Source organism: Microbulbifer sp. CnH-101-G (assembly GCF_052466775.1).
On the sequence record NZ_CP174292.1, the window covers coordinates 2,637,326 to 2,659,050 of the forward strand.

The 21,725-nt window shown below is 51.1% G+C and carries 15 protein-coding genes; 10 read left to right on the forward strand and 5 right to left on the reverse strand.

The features are described 5' to 3' along the window. Positions 1–40 precede the first annotated feature (40 nt). The 3 genes from htpG to ACJJID_RS11675 all read right to left on the reverse strand — a co-directional run bounded on the left by htpG (position 41) and on the right by ACJJID_RS11675 (position 4,275). A complete protein-coding gene (gene htpG / locus ACJJID_RS11665) occupies positions 41–1,954 on the reverse strand; it encodes a molecular chaperone HtpG (RefSeq protein ID WP_444919645.1) in 1,914 nt (637 codons plus the stop codon). Between the two features lie 262 nt (positions 1,955–2,216). Next, positions 2,217–3,428 (reverse strand): serine hydrolase domain-containing protein, encoded by a 1,212-nt coding sequence (locus ACJJID_RS11670; RefSeq protein WP_444919646.1) that lies wholly within the window; start codon positions 3,426–3,428, stop codon positions 2,217–2,219. A gap of 244 nt (positions 3,429–3,672) precedes the next feature. Then, positions 3,673–4,275 carry a peroxiredoxin gene (locus tag ACJJID_RS11675; protein ID WP_444919647.1) on the reverse strand — a complete coding sequence of 201 codons (603 nt, stop codon included), beginning with the start codon at positions 4,273–4,275 and terminating at the stop codon, positions 3,673–3,675. Positions 4,276–4,610: 335 nt separating this feature from the next. Between ACJJID_RS11675 and ACJJID_RS11680 the strand changes: the two genes are divergently transcribed. The 3 genes from ACJJID_RS11680 to bfr all read left to right on the forward strand — a co-directional run bounded on the left by ACJJID_RS11680 (position 4,611) and on the right by bfr (position 7,105). Then, positions 4,611–4,823, forward strand: coding sequence for a bacterioferritin-associated ferredoxin (locus ACJJID_RS11680; protein ID WP_152456387.1), 213 nt, complete (start codon positions 4,611–4,613; stop codon positions 4,821–4,823). 161 nt (positions 4,824–4,984) lie between these two features. Then, positions 4,985–6,313 (forward strand): DUF2254 domain-containing protein, encoded by a 1,329-nt coding sequence (locus tag ACJJID_RS11685; RefSeq protein WP_444919648.1) that lies wholly within the window; start codon positions 4,985–4,987, stop codon positions 6,311–6,313. Positions 6,314–6,613: 300 nt separating this feature from the next. After that, positions 6,614–7,105, forward strand: coding sequence for a bacterioferritin (gene bfr / locus ACJJID_RS11690; RefSeq protein ID WP_152454434.1), 492 nt, complete (start codon positions 6,614–6,616; stop codon positions 7,103–7,105). 113 nt (positions 7,106–7,218) lie between these two features. Here the strand turns inward: bfr and grxD are convergent, their stop codons facing one another. Then, on the reverse strand, positions 7,219–7,551 hold the full coding sequence (gene grxD / locus ACJJID_RS11695) for a Grx4 family monothiol glutaredoxin (protein ID WP_152454435.1): 333 nt from the start codon (positions 7,549–7,551) through the stop codon (positions 7,219–7,221). Between the two features lie 33 nt (positions 7,552–7,584). Continuing rightward, entirely contained in the window at positions 7,585–7,773 is a 189-nt protein-coding gene (locus ACJJID_RS11700; protein WP_444919649.1) for a hypothetical protein, read from the reverse strand. A 111-nt stretch (positions 7,774–7,884) separates the two neighbouring features. Between ACJJID_RS11700 and ACJJID_RS11705 the strand changes: the two genes are divergently transcribed. From ACJJID_RS11705 to ACJJID_RS11735, 7 genes are all read left to right on the forward strand, one after another. Further along, on the forward strand, positions 7,885–9,069 hold the full coding sequence (locus ACJJID_RS11705) for an aspartate aminotransferase family protein (protein ID WP_444919650.1): 1,185 nt from the start codon (positions 7,885–7,887) through the stop codon (positions 9,067–9,069). A gap of 22 nt (positions 9,070–9,091) precedes the next feature. After that, on the forward strand, positions 9,092–10,006 hold the full coding sequence (gene argF / locus ACJJID_RS11710) for an ornithine carbamoyltransferase (protein ID WP_444919651.1): 915 nt from the start codon (positions 9,092–9,094) through the stop codon (positions 10,004–10,006). Positions 10,007–10,838: 832 nt separating this feature from the next. After that, positions 10,839–13,778, forward strand: coding sequence for a ribonucleoside-diphosphate reductase subunit alpha (locus tag ACJJID_RS11715; RefSeq protein ID WP_444919652.1), 2,940 nt, complete (start codon positions 10,839–10,841; stop codon positions 13,776–13,778). A gap of 453 nt (positions 13,779–14,231) precedes the next feature. Then, positions 14,232–15,479: a ribonucleotide-diphosphate reductase subunit beta gene (locus tag ACJJID_RS11720; RefSeq protein ID WP_252082869.1), complete on the forward strand. Its 1,248-nt coding sequence runs from the start codon at positions 14,232–14,234 to the stop codon at positions 15,477–15,479. A 1,204-nt stretch (positions 15,480–16,683) separates the two neighbouring features. After that, positions 16,684–17,298, forward strand: coding sequence for a ribosome-inactivating family protein (locus ACJJID_RS11725; RefSeq protein ID WP_444919653.1), 615 nt, complete (start codon positions 16,684–16,686; stop codon positions 17,296–17,298). A 1,542-nt stretch (positions 17,299–18,840) separates the two neighbouring features. Next, positions 18,841–20,337: a hypothetical protein gene (locus ACJJID_RS11730; protein WP_444919654.1), complete on the forward strand. Its 1,497-nt coding sequence runs from the start codon at positions 18,841–18,843 to the stop codon at positions 20,335–20,337. Positions 20,338–21,208: 871 nt separating this feature from the next. Further along, a complete protein-coding gene (locus ACJJID_RS11735; protein WP_252082877.1) occupies positions 21,209–21,595 on the forward strand; it encodes a DUF2750 domain-containing protein in 387 nt (128 codons plus the stop codon). Positions 21,596–21,725: the final 130 nt, after the last annotated feature.

The window sequence follows — 21,725 nt, forward strand, 5'->3', positions numbered from 1 at the left end:
AGGCTCCTAGGAGTAGAAGCCTGTAGCAACAAACTAAAACTTAGCCGTGCATTTCCAGCAACAGAGTATTCAGGCGACGCACATAGTCGGCTGGATCTGTTAGCTGGTTGCCCGCTGCCAAGTTGGCCTGGTCCATCAGAATATTGGTGAGATCGGCAAAGCGATCCTCATCCTGCTCCTGATCCAGGCGCTGTACCAGCGGGTGCGATGGGTTGATTTCAAAAATCGGCTTGGCCTCAGGTACCGCTTGACCGGCCTGCTCGAGGATACGGCGCATTTGCGGACCCATATCCTGCTCGCTCACTACCAGACACGCCGGCGAGTCCACCAGGCGAGTCGTAGCGCGCACGGATTCAACGCGGCTATCCAGGACAGACTGTACGCGTTCAACCAGCGCACCGGATTCTTTCTCGACCTTCTCGCGCTCGGCCTTATCTTCTTCGCTCTCGGCTTCACCCAGATCCAACGCGCCTTTGGCCACGTCCTGGAACGGCTTGCCATCGAACTCGTTCATATGGCCCACGAACCACTCATCTACCTGATCGGTAAGCAGTAGAACTTCGATACCTTTCTTGCGGAATACTTCCAGGTAGGGGCTGGATTTCGCGGTGGCAAAATTGTCTGCGCACACGTAGTAGATCGCCTTCTGGCCATCTTTCATGCGGCTGACATAGTCTTCCAGGGATTGATCCTGCTTGTCAGTATCGGTATGGGTAGTGGCGAAACGCAGCAGCTGGGCCACTTTCTCTTTGTTGGAGAAGTCCTCGGCCGGGCCCTCTTTCAGGACATTGCCAAACAGGTCCCAGAATTTCTGGTATTCGTCACCGTCCTTTTTGGCCAGCTTATCCAGCATATCCAATACGCGCTTGGTCAGCGCATTCTTGATCGCATCGGTATTGCGATCTTTTTGCAGGATTTCACGGGAAACATTCAGGGGCAGATCGTTGGAATCCAGAACCCCTTTTACGAAACGCAGATACAACGGCAGGAACTGCTCGGCATCGTCCATGATAAAAGTGCGCTGTACATACAGCTTGAGGCCGCGGGCGGCATCGCGTTGGTACAGGTCAAAAGGTGCGCGCGCGGGGATATACAGCAAGCTGGTGTAATCCTGCTTACCCTCAACACGGTTGTGGCTCCAGCTGAGCGGATCGTCGAAGTCGTGGGAAATGTGCTTGTAGAATTCCTTGTACTCCTCGGCTTTCACTTCGGAGCGCGGGCGGGTCCACAGCGCCTGAGCGGCATTGACCGCTTCAAATTCAGGTGCCTTCTCTTCTTTTTCCTCACCCTCTGCCGCCGGCATTTCCTCTTTCAGCATTTCCACCGGAATGGCAATGTGATCGGAGTACTTTTTGATAATGGAGCGCAGTCGCCAGCCATCAGCAAATTCTTTCGCGTCTTCTTTCAGGTGCAGGACTACGCGGGTACCGCGCTGGGGCAGCTCCGCATTCTCTACGGAGTATTCGGCTTCGCCGTGACACTCCCAGTGCACGCCCTGATCGGCTTCGAGGCCAGCGCGACGGGTAAATACATCCACCTTATCGGCAACAATAAACGCGGAATAAAAACCAACACCAAACTGACCAATCAGGTGTGCGTCTTTTTTCTGGTCACCGGTAAGCTGTTGCATGAAAGCGGAGGTGCCGGAGCGGGCGATAGTACCGAGGTTTTCGATCACTTCATTGCGGCTCATACCAATACCGTTATCGGTAATGGTCAGGGTGCCCGCGTCTTTATCGAACTCAATACGAATGCGCAGGTCCGCATCATCGGCAAATAATTCTGGTTTGGACAGCGCTTCAAAACGCAATTTGTCGGCGGCATCGGAGGCATTGGATACCAGCTCGCGCAGGAAAATCTCCTTGTTGGAGTAGAGCGAGTGAATCATCAGGTGCAGCAGTTGCTTGGCTTCTGTCTGGAACCCGTGGCTCTCTTTGTGGGCCTCAACGGTCATCTGTAGGTCTCCCCATACACGTCAATCGGAACAGGGAGCAAATATTGGGACCTGCTGACAGGTTTCAAGGGCGAAGTCGGAAATAGGGAACCTCTACTTGCGGCTGTGGCTCAATCGGCTCTTACTTTTTAGTCGCCTTTAGGGTGCAGCTTTGCGGGATGGGCACGGGTTTCGAGGAGGCATTGGCAGGAGTGGGATTTTCCCTTAAAGCCCCATCAATCGGGACTTTAAGGGAATAGCAATGCTGATATTGAGTGATCAGCTAACGCTTGCGACTGGCCTTAGCCTTGAGGGTAGCGGCCTTGCCCTTGCTGCCGGTCACATCGATCACAAAATTTGCGGTCATATCAGAAATCACCCGCGATTCGGCATTCATCAGGATAGCGATACCGATTTTCAGTTTTTCCGAATAGGCTACTGCTGCACGGAAACCAGCCACCCAACCACCGTGATAGATAATACGGTCATCACCGATGGTGTAGAGGCGCCAGCCGAGGCCGTAGCCGGCGTGGGTCAGGTAATCCCGCCAAATACGGTGGCGCATATGGCGCTGGGTGGACACCCGCTCGGTGGTCATATCCTCAATCACCGCTGGAGAGAGCACCTTGGGGTAATAGCCCATCTGCGCCTTCAGCCACTGGGCCATATCCGAGATGCTGGCATTGACACCCGCAGCGGGGGCGGCGAAATAGTATTCTTTCTCGACCTTCACCGGGCGCCAACCGCTGCCGGTTTGCACGTGGGGCGCGGCGCGATTGTTTGAGGCCATAAAGCTCTCCCAACCCACCGAGGCATTCTGCATTTTCAGCGGCACAAAAATTCGCGACTTCAGTTGTTTGGCAAAGGTGGTTCCCGTCGCCTGAAAGATTACATCCTCAATCAGGCTGAACAGCACATTCTGATAGCCATAACATTTTCCTGGAGTGCAGCGCGGATCGATATTGGCAAACTTTGGCAATATCTTGCTGAGTGGCTTATTGCTCTCAAGGTAATCGTCGTAGGCGTTGGGCGTGAGGCCGGAGGAGTGGCTGAGCAGGTGCTCTACCTGTAGCTGGCGCGACAGTGACGGCGTCTTGAAGCTGAGGTCCGGCACATAGTTGATGACCTTGTCATCCCAGTTAAAGCGCTCCTCATGCTCCAGAATGGTGGCCATACTCCCGGCAAAGGTCTTTGAGACCGAAGCCAGGCGAAATACAGTATCGAGATCCACCTTGCCCTTCTTCCCGCGTATGCGCACACCGTAAGTGTCCATAGCGACCACCCGGTTGCCATCAACAATGACATAGGCGCCACCTGGAATGGACTTACCGGCCATCATCTTGCGGAAGTATCGGTCAAACTCCTTGGCCCTGGCGTCTATATCCATCGCGCGCGCAGGCAGTGCCACAGCACATAGGAGCAGTAGTGAAAGAATGACACGCGCCTTCCCGGCACGGAGGTGGTAGACGATATTCGAAAGAATTGCAGGTCTCATACGCAAATCGAGCCGCCAAAGCAATCCGGTACATGCAGATAAGACTAGCAGCCAGCGAGCAAAAACTCTATTTAGGCGCCACGCAGGACTGACTGGTGAATTCTAGTCTCTTACCACTGCCCCTGTGTGAATCCCCATGCCACCCGCTTAGATCTGCGTATTGGCACTCATTAAAACGAAAAAACCGCCTTTCGGCGGTTTTTTCTGCATTGGGGCCTATTGGTTAGCCCCAGCGACTTCGAGCTTACAGCTTTTCAGCATTCTCGCTCAGGTAAGCCGCTACGCCTTCCGGAGAAGCGCTCATACCTTTGTCGCCTTCCTGCCAACCGGCAGGACAAACTTCGCCGTGCTCCTGGTGGAACGCCAGGGCGTCAACCATGCGCAGCATTTCGTCAACGTTGCGGCCCAGTGGCAGGTCGTTTACAACCTGATGGCGAACCATGCCTTCCTCGTCGATCAGGAAGGAACCACGGAAAGCGACGCCAGCGTCGGCTTCTACGTCGTATGCTTGGCAAATTTCGTGCTTAACATCAGCAACCAGGGTGTATTTAACCGGGCCGATACCACCCTCGTTCACCGGGGTGTTACGCCATGCGTTGTGAGAGAACTGGGAATCGATGGAAACACCGATCACCTCAACACCGCGCTTTTCGAACTCAGCGAAACGGTGGTCGAAAGCGATCAGCTCAGAAGGACATACGAAGGTGAAGTCCAGCGGGTAGAAGAAAACTACCGCTTTCTTACCTTTGATTGCTTCTTTCAGGTTGAAGGTATCGACGATCTCGCCATTACCCAATACCGCTGCAGCGGTGAAATCCGGAGCCGGCTTGCCTACCAGTACTGCCATGAAAACCTCCTCAATCCAATGATGGGTTGTTGATAAAGAGAGTGAAGTGTTCAATTTATACGCAACAGCTATAAATTGAATAGGAATTGATAGTGGGCCGCTATGATACACATCCACTTATTACAGGCCCATAAATTTTTTAAATGAGCCTGATAGCAGAAAAGCTATGCGTGAACCAAGCCTCAAAATAGGAAATAACCACTGCCATATCGCACAAAAAAGAAACCATCAGTTCAAAATTTAAACTTATGGAAATCTTATTGACACTCATTCTCAATTGCAATAGGATTTACATCAGTCTAGTATTGAGTAGAAATTGAGCAGAGCCCACGACGATGTATGTATGTATCTGTAAAGGTATCACCGACCGCCAAATCAAAGAGGCTGTCTACGATGGCTCCACCTCTGTGAAGGCCCTGAGGCGTCAGCTTGGTGTCTCTTCCCAGTGTGGTCGCTGCGCCGAACAGACCAAGGAAATCATCAGTGAGACCCTGGGTGCCGGAATGATCACCGCTGCCAACAGCGGGCTGTTTTACTCTGCCAGTTAAGTTCCCCTTTTCGGCCGCCACACATTGAAATTGAGTGGCGGCCAAATCCTCCCCTCTGCCCTCCCCTCCTAAAACCCTCCCCTGCAGACTTTGCCTGCCGCCCTATGATGCGCACACGTGATGCTCTAAGCTGAGGGCACATCAATGGCTCAGTTTGGAACATGAAGAAGCATTTTCTGCACCTCTACGAAAAACTTCGCTCCAGTTTTTGGAGTGTGCCTCTCATCATGATTTTGTCGGCGCTGCTGCTCGCTTACATGATGCGTCAACTGGATGCTCTATTAAGCACTCTGCCACTATTTGAAACCGGCCAAATTACCACCCTCGACTGGCTGCATATGCGCGATGTCAACAGCGCACGCGCCTTGCTCTCCGTTATCGCCGGCTCGACCATTACAGTGGCCGGTACAGTGTTCTCAATTACCGTGGTGGCCCTAACCCTCGCCTCTAACCAGTTCGGCCCTCACCTGATCAGAAATTTTATTCGCGACCGCAGCACCCAAAGCTCGCTTGGAATTTTTCTCTCCACCTATGTCTATGCGCTGGTCACGATGCGCAGTATCGAGGGAACGACCGGGGACATAACGACTTATGGCTTCGCCATTCAAATTGCCCTGCTGCTCACATTGATCAGCATCGGCTACCTCGTTTATTTCATCCACAATGTGGCGCAATCCATTCAGGTAGATAACATCGCCCATCAGATCAATCTGGAGTTCCACCAGGCAATCGACCGAGAGTACCCAAGCTCTGCAGAGTCCGACAAGGGGGAACACTTCGATACTGAGCGCCTGGAACTGGGGGCGAGCTGGATCCCAGTACCGACTCCCCGCGGTGGCTACGTACAGATTATCGACAGGGAAAAAATTATTGCGATTGCGGAAAAATTCAATTGCTGTGTACAGATCAGTTGCCACCCCGGCTCCTACGTACACAACTGGGGGCAAATCGGCAGGATTTACCAAAACGCCGACTCGGAAGAGATAATCCCGCAAGTGCAGTCCGCCCTAAAGATTGGCGCTCTGCCCACCGCCGAACAGGACATTGTTTTTTCCATGCGCCAACTATCCCAAATCGCGGTGCGCGCACTTTCCCCCGGCATTAACGACCCCTTTACAGCCTACTCCTGTGTCGACCGCCTTATTGAAGGGCTGGGTACGGTGCTGCAAAGACCGGAACCGGCAAACTGTTTTACCGGTTCCGCCGGGGCTCTGCGCTTAGTCAGCTGCAAACTGGAATTTGCCCAGCTACTCAATGCTTCCCTCGATGAAATCGTCGAACACGGCCGAGCCAATGGAGTATTTATGCGCCACTTGCTGAACGCTTTGGACCATCTCGCTGAGGTATGCCAACGGCAAAAAGACAAAGTCGCGTTATTTAATTATCTGCAACGCCTGGCCAACGACATTGAAATTTTTATTAAGAGTGAAACTGATTCCAATCAAATTCTGGAAATAATATCGGCTATTCAAAAAAAGCTGACTGCCTGACGGTGCAACCTAAACAAGAATCATTTTCGTTGCTATTTTCGGCCAAATTCGTGTTAAAAACCGTGTTTTTTCTGCATTCCGCAGCTAACAACTTCCCCTTGACTTGCCGCAAATCGCAACGCAAACTCGGCCCGGATTGCAGTTGCCACCCTAAAATAAATTGTGGGAAATCGGTCAGCCGCAGACATAAGTGACTAACACAATTTAGTGACTTTTTATTGCTACTTATTTCAAGTAATCAACAAATAGGAATTCTCTGAGGGTGTTATCTAGCTCGCAGGGCCACAGGAGCAAAAAGCTATGAAAGGCGATCCCAAGGTTATCGAACATTTAAATAAAGTACTGGGCAATGAGCTGGTAGCGATCAACCAGTATTTTCTGCATGCGCGCATGTACGACAACTGGGGGCTGAAAGAGCTGGGTAAACAGGAATACCACGAATCCATCGATGAAATGAAACACGCCGATTGGCTGATCGAGCGTATCCTGTTCCTGGAAGGCATCCCCAACCTGCAACACCTGGGCAAATTGATGATCGGTGAAAATACCGAGGAAATGCTCAAGTGCGACTTGAAGATTGAATCCAAGGCGATTCCCGATCTGCGCGAAGCCATCGCTTACTGCGAGTCTGTACGCGATTACGGCAGCCGTGAATTACTGGAAAAAATTCTCGACTCCGAAGAAGAACATGTCGACTGGCTGGAGACTCAGCTCGAACTGATCGACAAAGTAGGCATTCAAAACTACCTACAAACCCAAATGGAAACTGCGGCCGGCAACTCTGGCAAGTAACTAAAAATGCCTTAAATAGGCATAAAAAAACCGCAGTTGAAACTGCGGTTTTTTTATTCTCAACAATGCGCTGCCACTTTCCCCGGGCAGGTACATTGGGACAAAAACGAAAATTAACCTTCGCCTTCGCTCTCCGCTGATGCCTCTTCGATCAGGGTTTTCAGCTCACCATTTTCATACATTTCCATAATGATGTCGCAACCGCCGATCAACTCGCCCTTCACCCACAACTGAGGGAAAGTCGGCCAGTTGGCATACTTGGGTAATTCCGCGCGAATATCTGGATTGGCCAGGATATCCACATAGGCAAAGCGCTTGCCGCAGGCCATCATCGCCTGGGAAGCGCGCATGGAAAAGCCGCACTGGGGGGCGTTGGGGCTACCTTTCATATAGAGCAGGATGGCGTTGTCAGCGATCTGCTGTTTGATGTTCTCCAGTGTATCCATAAGCGTGAGAAACCTCAGGTGGTGGAAGCAAAATTAATTAACGTGTATCGCATCGGCACCCAGCCATTGCGCACGGCCGAACATTGTACCCCAGCGCAGGGGGGAATAAGTACCCGCTGCTGAACGCGACCAAAAAATAAGCGCCACACCTCCGCCGCGTATACCCTCTCTCTCATAGAAGTGAAATAGATGGGCCACACGACGCAAAGCCTGTGGTAGCATTGATGAATCAGGATATTTTGCAGAATAAAACACACCAAACAAAATTTTCTGCGGAAATCAGCCTATATTGAATAACCAAACTGAACACTAAAGAAGAAAGGAGGCGCCTCAGTGTCCCCCCACACACTCATGCACAACTATGGCGAAAGAACCCTGACCCTGGTCCGCGGCGAGGGAAATTACGTGTGGGATGATCGCGGCCACCGCTACCTGGATGCCATTTCCGGCATCGCCGTATGCGGCCTGGGCCACTGCCACCCCAAGGTCACTGAAGCCTTGCAGGAGCAGGCTAACACCCTGCTCCATGTCTCCAACCTGTACAACATTCCGCCCCAACAACAGCTGGCTGATCGGCTCGTATTCCTGTCGGGCATGGACAATGTATTTTTCTCCAACTCGGGAGCCGAGGCCAATGAAGCCGCCATCAAATTAGCCCGCAAACTGGGCAGTGAACGCGGGCTGGCAGCACCGCAAATTGTAGTCATGGAGGGGGCATTCCACGGGCGAACCCTGGCCACCCTCACGGCAACCGGCAACGAAAAGGTTCAGCAGGGCTTCGCCCCCCTACCCGAGGGCTTTTTGCGGGTGCCCTTCAATGATGTACAAGCCATTGAAAATTTAGCGCAACAGCACTGCAATATCGTCGCCATACTGGTGGAACCAATCCAAGGGGAAGGCGGTATTCGAATACCCGATCTGGATTATCTACATAAATTGCGTGCGCTCTGCGATCGGCAGGACTGGCTATTGATGCTGGATGAGATTCAGACCGGTAACGGCCGCAGCGGTAAAATGTTTGCCTATCAGCACGCGGGCATAGTGCCGGATGTACTCACCACCGCCAAGGGGCTCGGCAATGGCGTCCCCATCGGCGCCTGCCTCGCCCGCGGTAAAGCCGCTCGCTTATTCACCGCAGGCAGCCACGGCTCTACCTTCGGTGGCAATCCACTCGCATGCCGCGCCGGCCTTGCCGTACTGGAAACTCTGGAAGCTGAATGGTTGATCGAGCGCGCGGAAAAATTGGGCGCTCAACTACTGCACTCCCTGCGCCTGCGACTGAGCGATTGCCCTGGGATAGTGGATATCCGTGGGCTGGGATTAATGATTGGTATCGAACTCGACCGTCCCTGCGCTGAATTGGTGGAGCGGGCGCGGGAGCAGGCGTTGCTGATCAATGTCACCGCCGGTAATGTCGTGCGGCTTCTCCCGCCCCTGACACTCACCGACAGCGAGTGCCAGCAGCTGGCCGCTGATATCGGCACCCTGATTCAACAATTTACCCTGCAAGCAGTCTGAGGCACGCAAAGGAGAACAATTTATGGCGATCAGGCATTTCCTCACCCTAATGGATCTCTCCGCAGAGGAACTAAAGCAAATTATCGAGCGCGCTATCGAATTAAAAACCCTGCGCAACCAAGGCATTACCACCGACCTTTTTCGCGGAAAAGTGTTGGGGATGATTTTTGAAAAGTCCTCCACCCGCACCCGTGTCTCTTTTGAAGCCGGCATGGCACAGATGGGCGGCAGCGCCCTATTCCTATCGCCGCGGGATACCCAGCTGGGGCGCGGCGAACCCATCGAGGACAGTGCCCGAGTCATCTCCCGGATGGTCGACATGGTAATGATCCGCACGTTTGGTCACGAGACACTGGAACGCTTCGCGGCTCACTCTCGGGTACCCGTAATCAACGCTTTATCTGATAGTTACCACCCCTGCCAGCTGCTCGCCGATATCCAGACTTTCGTCGAGCACCGCGGCAGCCCCGCGGGCAAAGTAGTGGCCTGGGTGGGTGATGGCAACAATATGTGCCACTCCTATATCAATGCGGCGCGGTTGTGCGACTTCGAACTGCGCATCGCCAGTCCCCAGGGCTACGCACCCGATGCCGATATCGTCGCCGCTGCCGGCGACCGGGTGAAAGTTGTGCATAACCCTGTGGAGGCCGTGCGCGGTGCCGATTGGATCACCACCGATGTATGGGCCTCGATGGGCCAGGAAACGGAACAACAGACGCGCAGCGAGGCTTTCGATAATTACCAGGTGAATCACGAATTGATGAGTCACGCCAATGAAGGGGCGATTTTTATGCACTGCCTGCCAGCGCACCGCGGCGAGGAAGTCAGCGCCGAGCTATTGGAAGACGAGCATATTTCCAAGGTTTGGGATGAAGCGGAAAATCGTCTGCACGCACAAAAGGCGCTGATGGAATTTTTGCAGGAGCACAGTCAGTAAACCCAATTACACGCCGGTCGATGGCGCATTAACTACTTGTCGGCCGGCCCTTTTCTCTACCCTACCAACCCCTCTCTACCGATAGCTGCACAAAACTTAATCATCCAGTTTTATTGCTCGGCTTCATATGGCGCTTAAATACAGATTCGAACAGAACCCCACAGGTGGACAAATAATAAACAAGCGGGCATCAGCATAAAATTCACGCCACAAAATTGATCAACTTAGTACCAACTTGCTTAAAATGCGCTCATTCGAAAATGGTTATTGCCGTTGTTAATTTGAAGCGTCCCGGCTATTAAAAAAAATTGTAAGAGCTTGTATTGGCCACTCCCACACAGCGGTGAATACCACACACCCCAGCTGCGGCGGGCCCTGCCGCAGAAGTGGCTACTGACTCAACGCGCCTACCCACAATTTATCCACAAACAACCACAAAGTTATTCGCCTTGAACTGACCCGCCTACCGCATTATCTTGTAGCGCACTCGAGGCAGACCCCCTATATATTGGGGTACAGGGCCTGGAGCATCCCCAAATCCGGGGGCGAATCCCGGCACTCCGCCACACTTTTGGCGGTCGGTGCCAGACGCTGCTTTTTTCAAAGCAGAATCAGAGGTAAGCGGGCGGAAAGGAATTATCCGCCACAGGCAGCAGCCGGCAGACCTTAACTGAGAGCCGGTCGTCACGCCGCCTGTTTCCAGTGCCTCCACGGTGAGGGAGGAATCACTGGCCAAGCGATGGACCCGCTCCGCACATGCCACGCAGTCCAGTGGCGCTGTTCTAGTGAACACACGCGGACAGACAACATTACAAACCTTTCGGAGATTTACATGCACACAGAGACAGGGCGCTCTCAAACCGTGCCTGCGGCAAAATCGGGCACCTCCAGCGACCAGGCTACTGACGGCACCACTCTGGCTGCCACCGCACCGGGCCAGATCCGTGTCATCAAACGCAATGGCACCGTTGTCCCCTATGATGACGGCAAAATTTCCGTTGCCGTCACCAAGGCCTTTCTCGCTGTTGAAGGCGGCACCGCCGCTGCGTCCAGCCGTGTCCACGAGCAAGTCGAAGAGCTCGTTGGCCAGATCAGCGCTACCTTCAAGCGCCGTATGCCCTCTGGTGGCACTATCCATATCGAGGAGATCCAGGACCAGGTAGAGCTGGCCCTGATGCGTGCCGGTGAACACAAAGTTGCACGCGACTATGTACTCTACCGCGAAGAGCACGCCCGCCTGCGCGCCGAAAAAGAAAAAAGCGCCAAACCAAGCGAACAAGCTATCGATGCGCACCCCAGCATTCGTGTCAAACTCGACGACGACAGTCTCGTTCCCCTGGATATGGAGCGCCTGCGCACCGTTGTCAGTGAAGCCTGTGAAGGCCTGAAAGACGTCAATGCCGAAGCCATCCTCAGCGAGGCTTTGAAGAACCTGTACGACGGCGTCTCCGAAAACGATATCAACACCGCGCTGGTGATCACCGCGCGCACCCTGGTTGAGAAAGAACCAAACTACACCTTCGCCACTGCCAGCCTACTGCTGGACAAGCTGCGCTCCGAAGCCCTGCGCTTCCTCGACATCGCCGAGCGCGCCACCCAGCACGAGATGGAAAAACTCTACGCTTCCACTCTGCCCGCTTACGTGGAAAAAGGCATTGAGCTGGACCTGCTGGACCCGGCCCTGGCCACCTTCGACCTGGAAAAACTCGGCAAAGCTTTAAAAGGCGAACGCGATCACCAGTTTACCTACCTGGGCCTGCAGACCCTGTACGATCGCTATTTCCTGCACAGCGATGACATTCGCTTCGAGCTGCCGCAGATCTTCTTTATGCGTGTCGCCATGGGCCTCAGCATTAACGAAGAAAACAAAAATGAGCGCGCGGTAGAGTTCTACAACCTGTTGAGCTCTTTCGACTACATGAGCTCCACCCCGACGCTGTTCAACGCCGGCACCCTGCGCCCGCAGCTGTCCTCCTGCTACCTGACCACGGTGCCGGACGACCTGCACGGCATTTACGGCGCCATCCGTGACAATGCCATGCTGTCCAAGTGGGCCGGCGGCCTCGGCAACGACTGGACGCCGGTACGCTCCCTCGGTTCCTATATCAAAGGCACCAACGGCAAGTCCCAAGGTGTTGTGCCCTTCCTGAAAGTGGCCAATGACACCGCTGTAGCGGTCAACCAGGGCGGTAAGCGCAAAGGCGCTGTGTGTGCCTACCTGGAAACCTGGCACCTGGATATCGAGGAATTCCTCGAGCTGCGCAAAAACACCGGTGACGACCGCCGCCGTACCCACGATATGAACACCGCCAACTGGGTCCCCGACCTGTTTATGAAGCGCGTGTTCGAAGACAAAGAGTGGACCCTCTTCTCCCCGGCCGATTGCCCAGACCTGCACGACCTGTTCGGCACCGCCTTTGAAGAGCGCTACAACCACTACGAGCAACTGGCTGCCGAAGGCAAGCTGCGTCTGTTCAAGAAGATCCGCGCGCTCGACCTATGGCGCAAGATGCTGGGCATGCTGTTCGAAACCGGCCACCCCTGGATCACCTTTAAAGACAGCTGCAACCTGCGCAGCCCGCAACAGCACGCCGGTGTGGTACACAGCTCCAACCTGTGCACCGAGATCACCCTCAACACCAAGGCCGACGACGAAATCGCCGTATGTAACCTGGGCTCCGTCAACCTGGCTCAACACATCACTGACAACGGTGAACTCGATCGTACCAAGCTGGCCAATACCGTAAAAACTGCGGTACGTATGCTCGATAACGTTATCGACATTAACTACTACGCGGTTGAAAGTGCACGTCAGTCCAACATGCGTCACCGCCCAGTGGGCATGGGCCTGATGGGCTTCCAGGATGCCCTGTACAAGGCCGGCATTGCCTACGCTAGCGATGAAGCCGTAGCCTTCGCCGACAACACCATGGAAGCGATTAGCTTCGAAGCCATCTCCGCTTCCAGCGACCTGGCTGCCGAGCGCGGCAAGTACCAGACCTACGAAGGCTCCCTGTGGAGCAAAGGTGTTCTGCCACTGGATTCCATCCAGATCCTGGCTGAGCAGCGCGGCCAGCAATTTATCGATCAGGACACCAGCTCCACTCTGGACTGGGACGGCCTGCGCGAAAAAGTAAAAGCCCAGGGTATGCGTAACTCCAACGTGATGGCGATCGCCCCTACCGCGACCATTGCCAATATCACCGGGGTTTCCCAGTCGATCGAACCGACTTATCAAAACCTGTATGTGAAATCGAACCTGTCCGGCGAATTCACCGTAGTAAACCCCTACCTGGTACATGATCTGAAAGATCGCGGCCTGTGGGACCAGGTCATGGTTAACGACCTGAAATACTACGAGGGTTCTGTACAGAAAATCGATCGCGTACCAGAAGACCTGAAAGCAAAATACCGCACCGCGTTTGAAGTGGAACCGCGTTGGATTGTGGATGCCGCCAGCCGTCGCCAGAAGTGGATCGACCAGGCCCAATCCCTGAACCTGTATATTGCCGGCGCTGATGGCAAGAAGCTGGACCTGACCTATCGCATGGCTTGGTTCCGCGGCCTGAAGACCACTTACTACCTGCGTGCCCTGGCTGCCACCACCACAGAGAAATCTACGGTAAACAGCGGCACCCTGAACGCGGTAAGCGCACACGGCAGCAGCAATGGTGCCGCCGCAGCAGCGCCTGTAGAACAGGCTGCACCCGCACCGGCTGCAGTGCCGCAGGCTTGCTCTCTGGACGATCCAGACTGCGAAGCCTGTCAGTAAAAATTTGGCCCCTCCTGGGGCCTGTACTCACTCTCGGGGGAGAGCGTCGTAACCGCAAGTGCGGGCATGACCATGCGCAACGACCCCGGCCCACCCGGTATGCAAACACCGGGAAGAATTTTCGGGCCGGGGATCGTCTGCGTTTTTTCCCAACTGCGTTTTCAGTAACCCGCACAAACTGTGCGGCGTATGAAAACCACGAAAAAAACTTTGCCACAAACCTCACAGCCGTGCGGTGAAAACCCAAAAATAAGTTTTGGCTAAAAGCAAAGTGATAATTGATCTGGCACAGAAACTTTGTGCCCCGCTGGGGTAAAAATACCTGCAGCGATTGACCACTGCCGGAAAATTCCGGAATAGCACCCCTGGCCTCGCTCTGCAAATGTAGCGCCAGGAAGAACACAGAAATTAATATCGAATTTTCGATAACGAGACCGATTAAAAGGGCCGACTATGCTGAGCTGGGACGATTTCGAGACAAAGCCCCAACAACCCGAAAAAGCCGTTAAGGCGCAGACCGCAGCGGAGCCCCAGGCGAAATCCGTACAAGAGCCCAGCGCTTCTTACTCTGCGGAAACTCCAGCGAGCTCCACCACAAAAAATGGCTCCGCCGCTGTTGAGGCTGCACGTGCAGCCGTTGCCAGCCTGGACCCAGCGCCCGGCCTGGAAGAACTGGAAATGGGTGCAGCCCGCATCCAGGTGGATGAAAAGCGTATTATCAACTGCCGCGCAGACCTCAACCAGCTGGTCCCCTTTAAATACGACTGGGCCTGGCAAAAATACCTGGATGGCTGCGCCAACCACTGGATGCCCCAGGAAATCAACATGAACAAAGACGTGTCCATGTGGAAAGACCCCAACGGTCTGACCGAGGACGAGCGTCGCATCGTGGAATACTCCCTGGGCTATTTCTCCACTGCAGACTCCCTGGTTGCCAACAACCTGGTACTGGCGATCTACCGTCATATCACCAACCCGGAGTGCCGCCAGTACCTGCTACGCCAGTCTTTCGAAGAAGCGATCCACACCCACGCCTACCAGTACTGTGTAGAATCCCTGGGCATGGATGAAGGCGAAGTCTTCAATATGTACCGCGAAGTGCCCGCCGTTGCCAAGAAGGCCGCCTGGAGCCTGTCCCACACCCAGGCGATCGGTGATCCCAACTTCAAAACCGGCACCGTAGAATCCGACCAGGAACTGCTGCGCAACCTGATCGCCTTCTACGCCGTCACTGAAGGTATCTTCTTCTACTGTGGCTTCAGCCAGATTCTGTCTATGGGCCGCCGCAACAAAATGACCGGTGTTGCCGAGCAGTTCCAGTACATCCTGCGCGACGAGTCTATGCACCTGAACTTCGGCATCGACGTGATCAACCAGATCAAGCTGGAAAACCCACACCTGTGGACGGCGGAATTCCAGCAGGAAGTGACCCAGATGATTCTCGAAGGTATGGAACTCGAAGTGGCCTACGCCCGCGACACCATGCCCCGCGGCGTACTCGGCATGAATGCAAATATGATGGAGGAATACCTCCAGTTTATCGCCAACCGCCGCCTCAGCCAGCTGGGCCTGAAAGAGCAATTCCCTGGCGCACAGAACCCATTCCCGTGGATGTCTGAGATTATGGACCTGCGCAAAGAGAAAAACTTCTTTGAAACCCGCGTTATCGAATATCAAACCGGCGGCGCACTGCAGTGGTAAGAGAGGCTTCCGGCCAGTGAATTACTACAAAAGGAAAAAGTAGTCGCTCACAGGAAGAGAAGTATTGAAAACGGGCTTTCAGCCCGTTTTTTTTATTCTCTTATTGAGAGCTACTCAGCAGCCAGCTACCAAGCCGGAGGCATGAGGAAAAATCCTCCGTATTCATACAGTAACAGCAAGCCTCAAAATATCTTTCGGTAAAGCCCTGCTGTACTTACTTGTAATTTCTAAAAATCTAAATTTCTGATTTTTCTTTCACAAATCCAATCGGATTTGACACACTGAGCTTTAGAAGAAGTGTCAATTGCATATGGATATGCCCCTCAATTGAATACACTTCAACCAACTCTACTTTCCTTTAAATACACAACTTCAGAATATCACTCTAATTTCTCGACGTAACACACAAAATAGCATCTTCTTTCGATATTTAGGCACAAATACTACATAGTATCCACAATAATACTTGACGCAATCCTGGCACTATCGTCTCGAATATATTCTCCTTAAAAGAGCTTGCCTGTTCATGAGAGTCCACATTCTCTACCCTAGACGCCTGAACGGCACCCTCACCGCCAGAGGCGATGGTTTATCTATGCATTAATTAATTTAAGAACTTGCTTAACCCTATTTTCCGCGCAAGTAGGAAAAGGGACTGAGTTTCAGCTTATGTTTTTGGTAGCATACTATCTACGAGGGCTCATCACCCTCTCACTTGGCCACACACCCCAAAAACTTAGCTTCCTTTATTCGACCATGTAAATTTACAAATCATTTAAAACCAAGATCGTTGTGAATTGGATTTATTGATAAATTAATTTTTCGCTGCTGCCAGATCTAGATTTAAGACCACATGAGAAAAACCTAAATCAACCTTTCGACTGATTTATCCACTATAGTAGAGAATATATTTAATTTTAAAACCTTCAACATCGGACACCAGATTCAGGCACCCCATACTACTCACAGACCTACCCAGCACATATTACTGGATCAGAAGAAAAGAAGACTCTGCACTCGAAAAACGCTGTGAACATCCCTATAAGCTCGTAATCGACACCCATACCTCATATGCTCCCAAGCAAAGATTATTCTTCCCCTCTCCTTTTTTAGTGCACAAAGGTACTAACTTGCAATATCACGTAATCACAAGCCTTTACCTAAATGATAAATTACACAAAATATTTTTTACTGTGAGGCACAAGTGATAAAATTAAACCTTCATGAGATTCACCTCGGCGCATATTCCGAAGCAATTAATCACTTAAAGGAACGCTTTAGAATCAACCGAACTGATGGAGATCCGGCTCGCATCTTTATACCGATCAATCTATCAGAAGGCCTCGGAGTAACTTTTTACATTAGAAATAGTGATGTTTGGTTAACCGGCTACTCTATCGGCTCAATGGAAACACCAGCAAAAAACTACTTCCATTTACCTAGTATGAGTGGTGTCGTCACAGCTTCCCAAAAAATGGAATTACCTTTTGATGGCAGCTATCCGTCAATGGGTTTTTCAACCAACTCCAATGAAGAAACTAGCATTTATTATGCATATAACACTGTTGAACATATTTACAAGAACTCAAACATTGACGGAAAGAACAACGACCATATGACTATTGCTAGCTCATTTGGGAAAATGGCAATTTTTCTTTCTGAGTCAATACGATTTAAGAGCAAGATATTTAAGGATCTTAAAGGAGGTAGCGTTACAATTGGAAACCTACTTGAAGATGCGAAAAACTGGCAAAATTACAGCAACCCAAAACATGCTTTTGCGGATAGAGTTGACATAAAACACCTTGATTTTATTTAGGGAAATTTAGGTGAAGGTATCTTTCCTTCTACAACTTCATTCAGATTCTGCTCATGGTCCACCACCTCGGCCAGCTGGGCCCGAAATAGCAATTCCAGAGTTCACAGAATCCAGCCCCTTGATTAACGGACCAGCACAAAAAGAAAAACTGCTTTGAAACCCGTGTTAGCGAATATCAAACCGGTGGTGCATTGCGGTGGTAAGAGATATGAGTCACAGCATTAAGTGACTCATATCACACCATCGGTGACCTCAAGAGTCTTTCTTGTTTGCTTAGTTAAGCACAAAGAAATATATAAAGAAATTATATAATTACTAATAGCGCGGTTTACTCTAACAGAACCTCCCCAATAGACGATAGAAATGGAATTGCGCAAAAAAGTCACCTACAGGAAGTGATGCATTAAAATGAACGTTAGACCCTATTTTTTGCATCAGGCCGAAAAGTTGTCAAAACACTCTTAAACCTCGAAGCTTAAGTGGCTTTTGTAATATAAAATATTACACGGAATATCAGAATATTTTCCAAACAACTCCAATTCTGTTGAGCAAAATAACCAACCAATCAAGAATACATCCAAACTTGCATAAAGTTTTTTTCACGAGGCCGAATATCTTGACAAGTTTATCAACGCCACAATGAAAGGTTTCTAGCTAAAATGGAAAAGATCTTACCCTAGATTATTTTCTCGTCCATAACACACTTTACAGCTAAAATATAACCATGGTAGAAAGCCTCGATCACTTAATCTAACAACGTACACTCACCATCTAAAAAAATTTTCAACCTTAATGATACAGCAACGGAAAAACACTCTGTAAAATTCTTCTTCAAATAATTTTGCTAGGCTGACACTTACTGAAAATACCTCTAGCGAGACGACAATCTTTAATATTCATCATCTTCTGCAAGAAATGACCTTGGTAAACATTCCTAAACATAATCAATGCCAATCAAAGGGATAAGGAATTTTGCAATTTCAAGGGAGCTATCCAGCATCGCTCCCCCCCCTAAACGTCCTTTATCCATAGGCCAGTCTGACAAAACAGCTATCGAAGATCTGCATTTATTTACTAAATATATAATTTATCTCGTGATTTAACAGCCTTAGAGAAAAGAACAATGTCGCTGAGTACGAAATCAGCTAAATTCGCTTTCGTTTTAGTGGTCAAACCTCAGGGAGCGCTCTTCGTGAAGCTACTTGAACTGGGGGAGTAGCAATGACTTGTACGACTCTATCCTGTTGGAATCCAGCGTACTCGTAGAGGAGGGCTAGCTTTCGACAAAATCTCATAGTTTCTTGCAAATAAAATGGCGATGAAAAGGTGCGCTCAAGCCTGCCATGTCATCGCATGAAAAATGTCGCGTAAAGCAAGCATAAATCTAAATTTCTATGCTATAGGTTCTCACTCTGTAAGTGAGCCCAATTCACTTGATGTCCCCCCTGATAACAAAATGACACGAATAAAATTCACACACAAACGCTCTGCCCAGGAGCCCTAGGCTACTGGCCGAGGCACAGCATCACTTGGAGACTCCCCATGAAGAACGATGAAGTGACACCTGAACGCACGGAAGGGGTTGAGCCGACTACCTTGCCTGGCGACACGACTGCACTCACGCCGGTACCCATGACTGTTGTCGAGGTCACTAATTGGCGATACCAGCGCTTAAGCTGCTTCTGGGGAGGGCCGAAGGGGCTCGATTACGGTCTATTGCGCGGACACCAGGATATTCAAGTCGCGAATGCCTACCCGGATCAAAATTCCACCTATTTCGTCGGTCAGTTCAAATTGCCAAAAGGCGCTTACCTGAAGCTGCGGGGACATTACGGTCACCTGCGTTATTTCTCACTCACCATCGCAAACAATTTGCCGGGCGGAGTACAGGGGAACGGTAGTTACCTGCGTGACGACCAAATCGTGCCCGATGAGGGCTCAATCAACCCTTTTATGTCGCCCAATAGACGCGATGTACCGACAGAACGCCGACGCTACACGGTATATATCCGCTCGGGGCAGGCTCCTCGCAAGCCGCGCCCCAATACACTTTATACCGGTACCAACTCTGAGCGAGCCGGCATCCACCTCGCGTTTCGTAACTATATGCCCGACAACGGCTATGATGGCACAGGCAACGTGCGCATGCCGCCACTTGAGGAGGGTGGATTGCCAGTTGAGCTGGGGCTACCAACAGTCACGCTGCACCTTCCGGAGACCCCGATCCAGGGCGAAGAGGGTTTGTATAACAGCGACGATGTGGTGCTAACAGGCGAGAGAATGTGCCGTGCATTATTGGCTTCTAAGGAGGGGCAGAAGCAGGAATTCCCGACTAAAGAATGGCTTCAATTGATCGAGGACTCCTGGGACCGGGTCAATGCGCCTGCCATGCCCGCCCCCATGTTCCAGCGATTCTGGAATATGGATTACAGTGTCAAAGGCGCCTTCATCCCCGATCCGATCAAGCGGGTTATCCGTTGCCCTGCAAGCAATGAAGGTGCATGGCTGAACAACCCCGACACTGTATACATGGTTGGCCTGTTCTCGCTAGCTTTTGGCGAGGTCGTGGTGATCGAAGGTAAGATGCCGACTTTTCCTAAAACCAAGCATGGTCAGGTGAACTGGCCCGAAGAGCAAACCCAGGTACGCTACTGGTCTCTTACCACTGGGGGCACGGCGCCGTCGGGTCTGGGCTGGTCGTCAATCTTCGATGAAGAGATACCACTGGTTGAGGATCGTAAGTTCACTATCGTCATGAGCCGGGCGATCGATCGGCCCAAAAATGCAGACCGCGAGCACGGCGTTAAATGGATAGAGTTCGGAGCCGGCGAGGGACACTATATCGGCGCTCGCAGCTGGGTCAACTGCGTCTACATACGCTACCAGGCGTCACTGAGCAACTACGACTGGCCGAACTCCCCCCTCAATATTCCGGTACCTACTGAGGAAAATCCCGCGCCTATGGACAGCCTGGTCATGGGGCCCTACTACCCTACTGCGAAGTATATGTCGAAGAAAGAGTTTGAGCGGCTTGCTTAAAGGAACTGCAATTCCTCGATAGTAATTCAACTTTGCCAAACTCCAGCAAGCGAAACTGGCCCGCCATGTCTTTAATGAAACCAGGAGTAGCCACATAACATGGCCAAATGATCGCCGGTAGGCGCGATCTTTTCGGTAACCGCTTTTGCGGTTATCCGGCCATCACAAGAACTTTGCCGGGGAAATACTCGGCACTGGTCTCGATGTTCTGATGGCTGCCCCGAATTTCAGAGTCACGGGCAAAAGCCCTTTTCGATACCTTTCTTGATCACAGCTTTGTGACAAGAGCAGTAACAGTGGAAACTGAAGCATTACCGACTCATGACTTAAATTGCACAATGATAAACTGCCCCAAGTTTGCATAAACAAGCTCCAATATTGACAGAGCTTCTCTAATAGCAATTAGAGACTCTAGACCAAAAACAGGCTAAGCCACCAGATAAAGTACCTATCTAATATAAACGTCGTTTGGTAGAGTAAATCTGAGCGTTATCTAATATAAAAGCCAATCTGTAACTATTTGATTTTATTGAGGTTTTATACTGTATTATATGGTAGAGTTCGCAACAGGTTTCGGGCCAATGAATTACCACAAAAAGAAAAGTTGTCGCTCATAAAGAGGGTTGTTGGAATAAGCCTTCAAGCCGATTTTTATTGAGAGTACTTCGATTTACTCTCCAAACTATTCATAGACTTATATTCCATAGAATCCCTCCCGCTCCTATCTACTACCGGGCAACACATCAAACCACCTGGACAGTATCTTGTATTCGCGCATAATGCCACACATTGACTGTGTTACTGTTACACACTTATTCGAGCAGGCCTGTAAATATCAGCCTGCTACCAATCAGCCATTGCGAATTTATATATGAGTACTCCCAATCTAAATGAAGTAATTAACCAGAGTTGTGAAGACCGATACGAATATTTCCTGAGTGCAATCGGTGAAGAGCGAGAAATTTGGATATTAGTCGATAACCAAAACTGCTTCCTCAAAATACATACCGATGAGGACGGAGGTTTTGAATATTTACCCGTATGGCCTACGTCAGAATTTGCTAGCGCTTATGCTAAAGATGAAACCGAACTCACGCCTAAAAGTATTCCCCTCCCACAGTTTCTGAAGAAATGGCTCCCCGGCTTGAGAAAAGATAATATTGAAGTTGGTGTATTCCCCGCACCAGATAAAAGCGTATGGATTACTGGCACTGAGGAGCTGGAACACGACCTACGTGAAGAGTTGAATAATTTCTAATGTCACTGGCCTCAAACTGGGTTCTATGGCAAACCTCTGACACTCTAAAAAGAATTGATAAATAGCTACAAAGTTAACCGTTAACTCGCAATAAAAATCTCACATCCCAATGGGGTTTTTATTGCGTTTT